Raw genomic sequence first — 13,869 nt, 5'->3', positions numbered from 1 at the left:
TTAGCTTGCTTATTTTAATAAGCCGTACTTATCACCACAGGTACGGGAGAGCCATTTATGTGTGCCTAATGGATAGGGCCCTGAAATTAAATGCGATTGCCCTGCTGCCTTAGCCAACTATAGTTAAAGATCAAGCTGTAAATATGATTATTAACTTTGAGAAAATTCGATTCTTTAATAACTAATCCTGATAAAATCAATTCTCTTTCCACAGAACTGTCAGTCATGGCAATTTTTTCCTGTTCTAAAACCTGTTGGTAAAGTTCTAATAGTTGGACTGATTGTTTACTTTGAAGAATGCGATTGCGAATCGTCTTCAAATGCTCTGGTTCATCCTGATATTCCCAATTATTGATCACCTGGGTTTGGATCAAGTTCTGAAGCCAAGCGGCTTCATCGTTAACAGGAATGGGAGCAGAAGTATCACGAATCAGTTTACAGATTTTTTGAGTGAGAAAGGGTTGACCCTTTGTCCAGTTGAAGACTTCTTTGAGTAGGGTTTGGGGATTAGTGACTTTTTCGGCTAATCCTTGTAGTAGGGGTTGAGCCTCATGTTCTTTAAAGCCTTCTAGATGAATAGCTTGACCAATATTGAAAGGTGTTGTTTGAATATTGGTCATTAAATCCCCAGGGGTTGTGACTCCAAAAAGGGCAAAGGTCAAACGCCGATACACTGGATTAATACTGCGCTGATTGTAACAGGAACGAATGAGGGCAAAAAAATCATGAACGGAGAATTTTAAGCCGAGAACGCTATCAATTTCATCAATAAAAATAACCAAGGGTTTTGAGGGAATGCCGTCTTCTAGACCCGCTTCCGTTAATAGGACTTCTTCGATCAATTGACTTAATTTTTGCACAGGAGAAATATCGACTCGTTCTTGCCACCAGGTTTTTAAGTTAATCTTGCTGCGCAAATCAAAACGGCGTAATACCTCAAAAGCAAATCCTTTATACCATTGCTCTGGAGTCACAGTTTCACTGCCGATACGGGTCATATCAATGGGCGCACAGCAATATCCTTCCTGCTGGAGAAAATTAATCATCCGCACCATTAAGCTAGATTTGCCTACTTGTCGGGGATTAAGAACATAGCAAAATTCTCCCCGTTTTAAGGCTTTATAAAGGTAGCGATCGCCTGCTCGGACGACATAGGTAGGGGCATCCATCGGTAAGCTTCCGCCCACTTGATAATCGAAAGTTGAAAAGGATTCTTCGCTACGGAGTAAATCATTTTCAAAACGAAGTTCGGCTTGGGTTGCTTTAAGAATTTCTAGAGTTTGAGACAGTTCTTTAGTACGTTCTTCTACTTTTTGTTCTAAGGTTTGATAAAGTCTTGAGTTATCAATAGAAATAGCGGCTTGAGCAGAAAGAATATTTAAAAGTTCGATTCGTTCAGGGGTAAAGGCATCTGTGGTTAAGTTATTTTCGAGATAGACAATACCGCTTAGGTTGCCTTGATTGAGTAGGGGAATACAAAGAATAGATTTGGTTTCGTTGCCGATAATATAGCGATCATTAATAAATTGTCCTTCTGAGACAGCGTTATTTAAAACAAGTGGTTCTTGGGTACGAGCGACATAGTTAATGATGGTAGTGGGTAAAATCGGGATATTTTTATCGGTATTTACTGAGTCTATGGGAATGGATTGTAGGAGATTAACTTCGTCGTTATTAGCTGTTCCTTCGGCTTCGATAACCCAATTATCTTCTTGTTTTAAAATTAGGCAACCTTTTTGCGCCCCTGCATTTTCGATCACAATTTTTATTAGTTTTTGCAATAAATTTTCGAGATCTATTTCACTTGATATAGCTTGGGAGGCTTTGAGAATAGTTGCGAGGTCGAGGACTTCTCCATCAGTTCCAGTAGTAGAGATATTTGTACTCAGCTTGTTGGATTTGTTTGAGTTAGAGATACCTAATAAATATTGAGGATATTCTTCTTCGAGTTGTTTAACCTTGGCTTTTGCACCCCAACGAAGATAACAATGATGGGCATTTCTAAGATAGAGTTTACCAATTTCTTCTCGACCCAAAGAAAAATAAAATTCGGATGCACGTTCGTAGGCTAAGGCTTCTTCATGGATAAATTCATATTGTTTCGCGCCTTGGATTGCCTTTTCGTAAAATTCTTCTGCTTCCCAATTTTGACCTAATACTCTTGCTTTTTCTGCTTCAACTAGATCGTATTTATGTTGAAAATTTGCTGTACAATGGGCAGCCCAAATACGCATATTTTTTTGATTTATTTTTACTTTTTTCAATAATTCTTTTTGCTGATTATAATCACAGTTAGAATAGTGAGCTAGAGAACTAAGAGAAAAATAAAAGTTATGTTGTGCTTTAAATATGGCTGCACCGCTTGTTACCGCTACATATTTTTCTGCATATTGACTATTTTGCAAAGAATCAAAAAAGGCTTTAAAAATATAACCATTAACCATTTTCCCAAAATAATAAATAAAGAGTAACCATTGATTATTTTGCTCAAGGTATTCTTGAATATATTTGTCCTCTTCATTTTGACAACTCCCTAATAAGAAAAAATCTTGCTCACAATAATGATTAATATCTCGTATATTTTCAACAGTAGTTTTCAAAATCACTAAAAATTGAGAAGAATATTCTTGATTGAGTTTTTTCACAAAATGGATGTATTTTTCACAATCTTGTATTACTTCTTCTAACTGGCATCCTCCTAAGAACTTGATCCCGCAATAGGCTTGTGCAAGAAACCCAACATATTCATTGTGTCCTCCATTTATTCCTTGTTGTAAACCCTCTAATACTTTTTCTTGGATTAATTGATTATTAATAGGATTTTTCCAACACCATATATAAGCATAATACAAAAAGAAAACTTTTGGTTTTGACTGCAAGTTATTATACTTTTCTAATAATTGAATGGCTAGTTTGCCGAAATGATAACCATACTCAATTTCTTCCATAACTCCACATAAAATCATTCCATAATAACTATAAATAACAGAAGCTTGTGGTGGATTTCCATATTTGAGACAGAGTTGAATAAGAATTAAAATTGATTCCAGAAATAGAAGAAAATTTGTTGTATTTAAAGTTGATAATATTTGTATAATTATTATTATAACTGCTAATTTTTTAGGCGCAGTCATTTGTGGAAGTTCAGCTAAATTTTCAATTGATTTCCTTTTTAAAATAAAATTTATAGATTTCTTTCGGTTACTGATTCTTTTTTTGATTTCATTTTCTTGAAGAGAAATTTCGATGCCTAGTTCTGGTAGAATATTTAGAGCAATCTCTATCGCTTTCTGAGGCTGAAATATAGTAAAGTAGTAAATAATTTGTATTTCATATATCTTGAGTTTATCAAATATATTTGTAGCTCTTTTCAAGATGGTAGCAGATAAATTGTCAATTTGAGTAAATTTAGTATTTAAGTAAAGAGCTTCTAAGGTTTCGACATGAAGTTCTAGCGTTAATTGATAATCAATTTTCCAGCTATCCAATGCTAACAATTCTAACCCCTTTTCTAAATATCTCAAAGCCGAGTCATAAGCCGTTGATGCTTTGGCTTTTCTACCCGCTTGAAGATTTAAGTTAGCCAGTTCATTTTTTTCTGATTGCTCAGTCATTAATATTGCTCCCTCATTTAGCTGATTAACAATATCAAAAATTTTATTCTGTAACTCATCATCTTGATAACTCTCTAATAAAATACGTCCTATTTGCAGATGGAAATATTCTTTTTCTTCTTCAGAAATGAGAGAGTAAGCAGCTTGTTGCACTCGGTCATGTAAAAATCTATAATGAATATCGGCTGAATAATTAAAAGCATCTTTTAGCTTACTGTTTGACAACTCTACTGCATTCCACAGGAGAGGAATTTTATAATTATTATCTAAAGGGACGACTAAACCTTCATCAAGGGCTAACTGTAGTTCTTGAGCCGTAATAATTTCAGATTTATGATTAATAACAGCCAGAATTTCTAAATTAAATTGATTGCCAATACAAGCTGCTAGTTTGAGAACTTGTTGAGTTGTTTGAGATAATTTCTCAATCTTGCTAACCATTAAATCAACTACATTATCAGTGATAGATACACTTTCAATTTGTTGTATATTCCATTGCCAATAACCTTTATTTGACTCTAAATCTTTTCTTAAAGATAACAATTTTCTATCGTAGAGAGAAGAAAGTAGTTGTGTTAAGAAAAAAGGATTCCCATTGGTTTTTTGGTTGAGTAATTTTCCTAAAGGTTTAGCTAACTCTATAGAACAACTGAGAGTATCGGCAATTAATTGATTAATGTCTCTACTTTTTAAAGGAGAAAGAGAGAGCTTATTAATCGTTTTTTGGGCTTGATTGATTTTCTCTAAAGTGTGCATTAACGAATGAGTTGGACTCACTTCATTATCTCGGTAAGCACCAATTAGAAGAAAAGAGTTAATATCTGAATCTAAAATTAATTGCTCAATTAAATTTAAAGAAGATAAATCCGCCCATTGTAAATCATCAATAAAAATCACTAACGGATGTTCTGGTTGGCAAAAAATCATGAGAAAACGCTTAAAAAATAAGTTAAAGCGATTTTGACTTTCCGTTTTACCCAGTTGTTCTACAGGAGGTTGTTTACCAATAATTTTTTCGAGTTCAGGGATAACCTCAATAATAATTTGACCATTATTTCCTAACGTCTCTAAAATCTTGTCCTTATAGGTTTTAAGCTGTATTTCTGGTTCACTTAACAACTGTTTTACTAAATCTTGAAAAGCTTGAGTAATCGCTGAATAAGGAATATCTCGTTGTAGTTGGTCAAATTTGCCCTTAATAATCCGTCCTCGTTGGCGTGTAACTTGTTTGTAAACTTCATTAACTAAGGCTGTTTTACCAATACCAGAATAACCCGAAATTAAGATCAACTCAGATGACCCTTGACTGACTTTTTCAAAAAGATTTAAAAGTTTTTGAACTTCTAATTCTCGACCATAGAGTTTTTGAGGAATTTGAATTTTTTCTGGAATATCCAGACTTCCTAAAGGAAATAGCTCAATTTGTTCTCGTCTTTTGAGTTGATTGAGACAAATTTCTAAATCCGTTTTAATTCCCCAAGCACTCTGATATCTTTCTTCTGGGGTTTTCGCTAATAGTTTTTTTATGATATTAGACACAGCTAAGGGAAAGTCTGGAATCAGTTCATGTACGGGTAAAGGATGTTGAGCAATATGACAATGAACTAACTCCATTGGATCTGTGGTTTCAAAAGGAAGTTTCTGGGTTAAAAGTTCATAAAAAGTGACTCCAAGGGCATAAAAATCACTACGATAGTCGAGTCCTCGATTCATTCTTCCTGTTTGTTCAGGTGCAATATAAGCTAACGTTCCTTCTAATTGATAGGGAGATATAACACTGATAAATTCTTGGGCTAATTGGCTAGAAATACCAAAATCAATAACTTTAAGTTGTTCAGTTTTTGGGTTATAAATAATATTAGAAGGGTTAATATCTTTGTGAATAATATTAGCTTTATGAATAACGGCTAAAGCGTCAGCAATCTTAATGGCAATTTTCAAAAATTCTTCTAATTTGAAGCAATTTTGATCTAGTAATAATTTTAAAGATTGACCGCCAAAGTCTTCTAAAAACATGACTAAACTGTTTTCATATCGCTGTAACTCATAAGCTTTAATAATATTATCGGAACTAAAAGAACAAGTGTTCTGATATTCTTGTTGATAGCGAGTTAGTTCTGATGGCGTTGGATAGTTTTCTTTAAGAATTTTAAGGATAATCGGTTGCTGATTTTCTTGAAGAAAACCTCGATAAACTAAGGAGTTAGCACTTTCGTAAAGTTTTCCGATGATTTGATAATTTTTGTCCATAGCATTAGTTATTAAGTCAGTCATAAAATTAAGCTACTCAAGTTAATATTTTTGACGGCTTTTTCTCTGACTGACTTGCTTAGAATTAATTATAAACAACTAAGCGGAATATAAGTTGTGGGAGGGGAAACGTATTGTAATTGATGCTCTGTCCAGTCTTGTGTTTCTACTGGAGGATAAAATGGATATACATTTCCATCATCTTTTGCTGTTGCCCATTCTTTAATTTCTTGTTGACTAAGATCAAACTCACTCGGTCTGGGAGGATAAGGAATTATTACTTTATTAGCGGGATATTGCTTTCCTTTTCCGCCGTTAATTAGTTCAATTGTCGTTCCATGAAAGCTTTCCCAAGAAACTTCAATGCCATATTCCACAATAATTTGATAGATACTAGCGATCGGTTCCCAAATTCTCGAATATTGACCATCTAGATTTTTGTAATAAGCTTGCCCACAGAATAAAAGTGCTAAACTAATAGCATCATAACTAATATGGTCGGATTTAATTAAAAAATGGTCTTTTGGGGAATTATGGATTTCTGAAAGTTTGGCGTTAATATTCGAAACACTGGTCAATAAACCATTTTTCAGCCAATAAGTATCGGGTTTTTCACGATATTTCTTAAAAATTTTTCTAGCTAACTTGACATTTTCTTTAAGATCATTAGGGATATTTTGTTCTTCAAGCCATGTATAAGCAATCAGTTGAGATATCTTTCTAGTTTGCAATAAAAAATGTACTGTTCCCCACTCGATATGAGCCAATGGGTCTAGGGGTTCTGTTGTTTCCTCTTGTTTCGTAAAGTCTTCCCTGACATTAACTCCAGAAGTTGGGAAAGCCATAGGATCAAGGTTGTAGTATTGATCTAAATCTGTTTTTTTACCATATACTAACTTAAACTTTGATTCTTCATTACACTCTGAATCTTCAAAGATTAAAAGTTGAAAATAGTAGTCGTTACATAGGCTAGGAGAATTTTGATTATCTTGAATCAATTGTATAGGCTCTAGCCCAACGTTTGTATGTAAATTTGATTGTAAATTTTGAACGAAATTGGGAGTAAAGACTTTTTCCATCGTAGAATTCCTCACTTAATGAGTTAATGAATTTAATTTTAGTTTACAAACTCAGACTGATCCATAAAAACGTCTAGGATTATCAAACAGAATCTTTCGTACTGTTTCTTTACCTAAATCTTTCTCAAGCTTAACCACTTGACTGACAATATCGGGCTTATGATCCATGTGTGGATAATCTGAGCCAAAGATAATATTATCACTGCCAATATAGTCTATAAGCTGAGACAGATAAGGTTCAGATGGGTCAACGGCAATATAGCATTGACGGCGAAAATATTCTGATGGTAAACATCTTACACGATCTTTGACTTCCCAAGGTGTCACTTGATACTCTTCGTCAAGTCTCCATAACCAATAGGGGAGCCAACCACAGCCTGACTCTAAAAATCCTATTCTTAACTTAGGATGACGTTCTAACACCCCCCCCTCTATTAACGCTAACAGTGCCATCATTTGTTCCATCGGATGAGAACAAGCATGAAGCGCAAAACGGGTATTAAAGCGATCTGCGCCCGTTGTAGGTAAACGACTCCAATGTCCTTCATGAATCCCTACAGCGATGTCTAATGCCTCACAAGCACTCCAAAAGGGTTCATAGGACGGATCACTCAAAATTCTGCCTTTTACAGGGTTAGGACGCAAAAAAACGGACTTCCAGCCAAAGTTTACTATGCGGTGTAGCTCTTTGACCATATCTTCAGGATCATGTTGATTCATGGCTCCGACTCCCTTTAAGCGTTCTGGGTCATAGCTACAAAATTCTTCATATAACCATGTATTATAAGAACGGACAAAAGCCCCAATCACTTCAGCAGGTAAGCGATCAATCGCAAATAACCACAGTCCATAATTAGGATAAATAAAAGCTACATCTATGCCCATTTTTATCATAGATTGAATATGGGATTCAGGGTTATAACGATTGAGATAAGCGTGAGGATGAGCTTGCATCATTTGCTTATTCCCATCTTCTTGGACTTGTTGGGATATTTTTTGACTAATCGGTTCTCCTTTAATTTTCATGTCAGCAGACGGGGCAAATTCCCTAAATTCAGGCTCTAGGTATTTTGCCCACATTTCTAGGGGTTCAATGACATGGGAATCAGAATCAATAACTTTGTATCCATTTAACATAAATTTAAAGACTCAATAATTTGATTTACATCCACATCGGAAAAGGATTAAGTTGATTTTCCGTAATTTGATTTACATCCACATAGGAAAAGGATTGAGTTGATTTTCCGTTAGCGGCTCAGATAACCATCCCCTTTGCAAGGGTATATCATACAATCGCCCCCCTCCTAAACGTTTCCATAGATGTCGCAGTCCTGGGACGATTACTTTAGCCACTCTTAAGCCGATGTCTGGACGAGTTTGATCTAATACGAGCATTTCCATCTTTTTCTCCTCGACAATTTTTTGACAAAGTTTTACGTCATCTAAAAGATCATTACTGAAAAATTGGGCATAATCTGTATAGTTTTTAGCTTTTAGATTGGAGTCAGGCATTAAATAGGAATGATCGTTTAATTTTGCTTCTTTCCACCAAGTAAGGGCCAGAGGATCAACATATTGGGGATAATTTGTTGTCCCGTCGGGGTTAGCGGCTAAAACACTGGGTAAAATTTGATTGAGTTCCGTTAAAGCACGACTGAGGGCAATATTGACATCAAAATGCGTACCGTAGCCTAAGATAATATCCTCTACAGAGCTATCTTTTTTAGCAGAAATGGCAGCAAAACTCGGAATATTCAGATCGCTAGTAATATCTAATACCCATAATTCTCTACCTAATTCTTGATAATATTTTCTTAGATTTTGAACATAGGGATCGTCAAAACTATCTAGATTAACTTGGGGTTTAGAGAGACCACTATACCACCATAAAGCCACACTATCCCGCTCTACTAATTCCATAAATCCTTGTAAGATTGCTTCTTCAATGGTATTTCCTGCGGCACAACCGTTAGAGTCTGCCCAACAATCTAGATAATCTTGTTGAGGATAGCCATAATAACAATAGGCAGTGGGTAAATATTTAAAAGCTCTTGCGGTTAATGACCAAACAGGTGTCCAGTCAATTTCTCTCTCTTGATCAAAGGGTTCAGGTACTTTTTGAAACCAACCCTGACAGTTCGCATTCCATTCTATTCTGCTGTCATATTGTTGTTGACTAAAATTCATACAATGATTAGGATGAATGGCGCGATCGCCCATTTTGTGATAACTATTTTTTATCCTAATTTCGTTCCCTTGAAATACACCCGAATAACGTTCTATCGCTTCACAAAAACCACTGGCTTTTGCCTGAATATCAGTTCTTCCTTTGCCTGAACTTCTCCCTCCCAAATTTTTACGCAGATTCTCTAAATCATCAAAAACGGTAACAAAATGATGTTTGGCAATGTAGGTATGATTGAACGGATTTAAGGGAATTTTAGTTAATTCTCGAACCACACCTGTTATGGGACTAATAAGATGTTGATATTTCCTAAGAGTTTCTTGCGGGGAACAAGTGCGATGGCCCCCATCGGTGGTAAAGGTTTTCGGACGATGACCTAATACTACTGGTAAAGGTCTTTGCATTAACTCATAGCTTATTTGTCCACAACTGGAACATTGGGGACGTTTAACAATAAAGTGTTCTTGATTTTGAAAGGTTAAAGTATCGTAGGTCATTAAAGTATGATTTAAACGGCTATTTTTTCCCTGAATAATCCATTTAAAAACTTCCGTTGCAACCATTCCTAAAGCAGTTTGTAGGCTAGAAAGTAGAAAACTTTGCGGGGAGATAGGAGGAAATAAATCTTGATTCTGTCGTTGAATAAAACTAGCCATTGGCCGATTATCTTGCAAACGATGAGCTAAACATTGCCAACAGGCGGTTTCTTGAGCATTAAAAAACGGCCCCATCCAGAAAATTGTACCGATAGGTTTTACTAATAGCCAAGGGGTTTGAGATTGTAGGGCTTGTTGATTAAATTCCTTTAAATTTGGGTTAAGATAATCGTCTATCAAAACGATGGTTAAATCGGGAGAGTCCGTTTCCTTAACTACTTGAATATTTAGCGACTTTAAATTATTAATTAACTGCTCTTTTCCTGCTAATTGTTCATTTCCTGAGCAATCAAAAGATTTTATTGCAATTTTTGTAGTCTTTAACCTGTCATTGGCAAGTTTTGGTTGAATATTCAGATGTTCACAAAAGATGATTAAATTTTCGGGTAAAATATTTTCATTTTCGACAAGATAACCTTCTCTTTCTAGTTGAAATAATGCCGCTTGAATTTTAAGACTAATATTTAAAACTTCTTGAAACAAGGTTGCACTATCTTGAGTCGTGGGCAGTAGTTGCCATTGGATGTTGTCAATAATTTCATCCGTAGTGCGATCGCCGTCCACCAGAGAGGCAACCAGATATAAAAATTGGTCTTGCAAACAAACCGATCCTCTTTCCGACAATAGCAACACTTGATCGGGTGCGATCGTTGAAACCGAATAACAGGATTTAAAACGCGGTCTAGAGAGCATAATTTTGATGATTTAGGAAAACTTCTAGTGTTTGAGTGCGATTTTAAGGTTAACGGTCTTATTTTAAGGTAAAAGTCGGAACAAAGATAGTCAGAAATCAGAACGAAGTCAGTCAATCTCAGGTTTGAAGTTAGATAGGCGAGGGCGCGTTGGTTGGGGAGGCGGTTTGGTTGGAGGGTTTGTTGGAGTCTCGGCGATTCGCTGGATGGAGGGGCTGTCTTGGGGTTAATGGTCTTATTCTCAGGTAAAAGTCAGAACAAAGGTAGTCAGAAGTCAGAAAGAAGTCAGGTGTTCTCAGGTTTGAAGTCAGGTAATGGTGAGGTTTGATAGATAGTGTCAGGTTCAAACAACTTGAGTCTGATGTTTATCAACTAATTACATAAACCTGTTCTATTACTCTAGGCAGAAGATAGCTAGAACAGCGTTAGTAAGGCGGATTCGGATTGAATCTTTTTTGTTCAATTTGTTTGATGTATTCAACCAATTAAAAGGAGATTACCATGACAACGTACAACGTGTATCTGAGTGGTCAGAAAAAACAGATCGATGCTGATCCAAATGACACACTAAGCAGTCTGAGACAAAAACTGGGTAATGATGCTAATGATTACGATTTTGTATATTACAACACTTTCACCAAGAAAAAAACAATTCTCAATGATCGGGGAGTAGAAAGTGACCAAACAATTAGCAGTGCCACATTCCCTGGCAACACCTTAATTATGACGGTCGTACAGGGACAAAAAACAGACCTCTTTGGCATGAAGACGGATTGGATGTATGACCGACATACGGGAGTTCAGATTACTTTAAACCAAAACGATGAAGTGGCTCGTCAACAAAATGTGGGTAAATTCGCTCCCATTATGCTAACAGACATACAGCCTTCTAATTCCTCGTCTAGCGCATTCTATCAGCGTGCCGTCATCTGTGAAAAGGACTCAATTATTCAATTCAATATTAGCTCTTGGGGGGCGGCGGGATTTGGTTATAGCATAACCAGTGACAAAGACACTATCTGTGATAGTCTGTATATAACTTATGGGGATCAACCTAATCATCAAGGTTTTGGAAGTCTTTGGCGTTATGAAGGATCAAATAATACTATTCAAATCGAAAGTACACAACTCCTCAATATTCCAACAGAAGATGTTATTCACTATCAAAAAGTCACTGTAAAAACTTGGCGTGTCACAAGTTACCAGCAAGACGGAAAGACTTTTACAAGTAATACTCAAGCCCCTCTTATTACAGCCCCTCTACGAACAAGAATGATGACACCCTTTGATGGAGGAACAAGATTTTTTTCTCTTGCAGCAACTATGGGGGGGTTTGATCCTGGTTCCCCAGGGGGAAATACTTATGTTCCGGGAAAAGATATTGAAACTGGCGCACCAGGACGAGGACCAGAATCTGGTCAGCAGTTTGGATCAATTTCGGATATTCAACAAGATGATCCTAATAATACAGTTCTTGGCGCAGTCGTTTTCTACTTCTTCGTTTTCAAAGATCACGAAGCGGCTAATCGAGTTATCAACGTTCTTAATGCACCCAATCCGAATGCAATTGGCTAGTTCAACACCCATCAACAATTAATTAAGGAGAATTAAAATGACACAAGCTCTGATTTTAGTAGAAAAAACAGATGGCGAAAAGAAAAATTTTTCTTTGAATCTTGATGCAACCCTTCAGGATATCCGCCAACAACTGACTCAAGAAGGTTTCATGTCTGAAGGAGATCAATTTCTCTTAAATAATGCACCCGTTGAGGCAAAAGATGAAAGCACGGTAACATTAAAACAATTAGTAGGTGACGATGGTTCTAAATCTTTGCAAATTGGTACAGTAGAAAGCGGTTTAGAGACATCAGATAAGTCAGTTGATCGCTACAATAGTCTAAACGTCAATCAAAAGTTAGCACTGTTCAACAACATCCAAATTTATCGAGGTCTAACCGCTTCATCTGAGAAAGGGTTTACTAAGACATTTAAACCATGTATCGTTGCATGGCACAATGACCAGTTGCCAAATTTTGTACGACCTTCCTTTGTCACTGAAGTTGTTGTTGACTACTCTTTTAGCGAAGTTACCCATAGTATGACAGTATCTAGTATTGATAAGGCTTCCGCCTCACTAGATACTCCCTACGGTGGGGGTCAAACAAGTTTTGGGTATGCCCAAAAAACATCCACTACTTCAAAAGAAGTGACAGAATATCTCACGGGTAAATTCTTAGTTAGTAAATTTGTACTTGATGTCGATTTAGCCAATATACAACTCCTTCAGGATTTTGAGCAACAAATACTCACCGCAGTCGAAGCGGACCAACCAATTGACCAATATGCAAATCTCATCAACATCTTGAATGAGCGTGGTTACTTTGTACCGAAACGTTTTACATTGGGCGGTGCAATCCTCAGCACAACAACCACACAAATATCTGAGTTTTCTCAAGCCGAGGATGAAAAAACAGAATTTTCAGTTGGCTTCAAACTAGCAATTGACGGCTTTGGTGGTGGAGGAGATTATTCTCATAGTGAGGGTAAAGAGACTTCTTCTTCTTCAACTTCAAAATACTCTAATCTCAGCCTTACCAAGATAGGTGGATCGGCAGACAGTAGTAACTATTATGATTGGGCAAAATCGCTTAATCCTGCTATTAATTGGGATGTCATTAGCTATGATGAACTTTACCCAACCATTGCACTGCTTTCTGACAAGCGTTTGCTTCGATACTGTTTGCAGTTAATGGAGACTTATAACACCTATGAAACAGTTGAAGATAAACAAACTGTGATTAGTATTGCGAAATATACTACACAGGTTGAAAGTATTTTGACTGCTAATGGTACTGGAATTGGTAGTTAATCGCCGATACAGTGCATTAGTGCGATCGCTTCTTTTCTAGGGTACGTTAATTTGACACTCCCACCGCTAATTGCTCAGAGCAATGTAGCGGGGGATTCTTGGTTCACGGACTCGCCATCACCTAGCAGGATTGCTCCAACGCTCGCCAGAGGGCAAATCTCCCCAAGCTTTCACACCGAGCGACTTGTACTGAGCTTCGACAAGCTCAGCTTCCGCGCAGTCGAAGTAAGCCGAGGTGTTAGATCCCGTATGCCCTACGGTACTTAATCCTTTTTTAAGGATGATTAAAGTCAGTGAAGGAGTCACCCCCTCCACTGCTCTCCAAAACCGTACTTGATAGTTTCCCATCATACGGCTCCTCAGTAAAACGGCTATTGTCATTAGCACGTCACCAGAATATCGTTTTCCCATTGATAATTCTCAGGGAGTTTGATGGATTTATGTGACAGTTTCCTGTCTAAACTACCATCATTTCTGGTCTTTTCATCATGGCAATGTCGATGGAGAAGTTGCCAGTTTTTATA

Annotated in this window: 6 protein-coding genes; 2 read left to right on the top strand and 4 right to left on the bottom strand. The window is 36.7% G+C overall.

Annotated features, from left to right (window positions below; translation table 11 throughout):
• Positions 1-86: 86 nt before the first annotated feature.
• The 4 genes from VB691_RS23415 to VB691_RS23400 all read right to left on the bottom strand — a co-directional run bounded on the left by VB691_RS23415 (position 87) and on the right by VB691_RS23400 (position 10,477).
• A complete protein-coding gene (locus tag VB691_RS23415; protein WP_323293941.1) occupies positions 87-5,864 on the bottom strand; it encodes an AAA family ATPase in 5,778 nt (1,925 codons plus the stop codon).
• Between the two features lie 89 nt (positions 5,865-5,953).
• Complete coding sequence (locus tag VB691_RS23410) at positions 5,954-6,943, bottom strand: hypothetical protein (RefSeq protein WP_323293940.1); 990 nt, start codon at positions 6,941-6,943, stop codon at positions 5,954-5,956.
• 51 nt (positions 6,944-6,994) lie between these two features.
• Positions 6,995-8,080, bottom strand: coding sequence for an amidohydrolase family protein (locus tag VB691_RS23405; protein WP_323293939.1), 1,086 nt, complete (start codon positions 8,078-8,080; stop codon positions 6,995-6,997).
• A 72-nt stretch (positions 8,081-8,152) separates the two neighbouring features.
• Positions 8,153-10,477, bottom strand: coding sequence for a TOMM precursor leader peptide-binding protein (locus VB691_RS23400; protein ID WP_323293938.1), 2,325 nt, complete (start codon positions 10,475-10,477; stop codon positions 8,153-8,155).
• Positions 10,478-10,977: 500 nt separating this feature from the next.
• Here VB691_RS23400 and VB691_RS23395 point away from each other — a divergent pair, with 500 nt between their 5' ends.
• On the top strand, positions 10,978-12,051 hold the full coding sequence (locus VB691_RS23395) for a hypothetical protein (RefSeq protein WP_323293937.1): 1,074 nt from the start codon (positions 10,978-10,980) through the stop codon (positions 12,049-12,051).
• Positions 12,052-12,088: 37 nt separating this feature from the next.
• A complete protein-coding gene (locus VB691_RS23390; RefSeq protein ID WP_323293936.1) occupies positions 12,089-13,345 on the top strand; it encodes an MAC/perforin domain-containing protein in 1,257 nt (418 codons plus the stop codon).
• Positions 13,346-13,869: the final 524 nt, after the last annotated feature.

This window comes from Crocosphaera sp. XPORK-15E, assembly GCF_034931425.1.
GTDB lineage: Bacteria > Cyanobacteriota > Cyanobacteriia > Cyanobacteriales > Microcystaceae > UHCC-0190.
The sequence above is the reverse complement of the archived record's forward strand: the minus strand, read 5'-3'. Positions and strand labels throughout refer to the sequence as shown.

Coding starts and splice junctions, on each gene's coding strand:
- VB691_RS23415 (WP_323293941.1), bottom strand. CDS start 5,864: ATGGACAAAAATTATCAAATCATCGGAAAACTTTACGAAAGTGCTAAC.
- VB691_RS23410 (WP_323293940.1), bottom strand. CDS start 6,943: ATGGAAAAAGTCTTTACTCCCAATTTCGTTCAAAATTTACAATCAAAT.
- VB691_RS23405 (WP_323293939.1), bottom strand. CDS start 8,080: ATGTTAAATGGATACAAAGTTATTGATTCTGATTCCCATGTCATTGAA.
- VB691_RS23400 (WP_323293938.1), bottom strand. CDS start 10,477: ATGCTCTCTAGACCGCGTTTTAAATCCTGTTATTCGGTTTCAACGATC.
- VB691_RS23395 (WP_323293937.1), top strand. CDS start 10,978: ATGACAACGTACAACGTGTATCTGAGTGGTCAGAAAAAACAGATCGAT.
- VB691_RS23390 (WP_323293936.1), top strand. CDS start 12,089: ATGACACAAGCTCTGATTTTAGTAGAAAAAACAGATGGCGAAAAGAAA.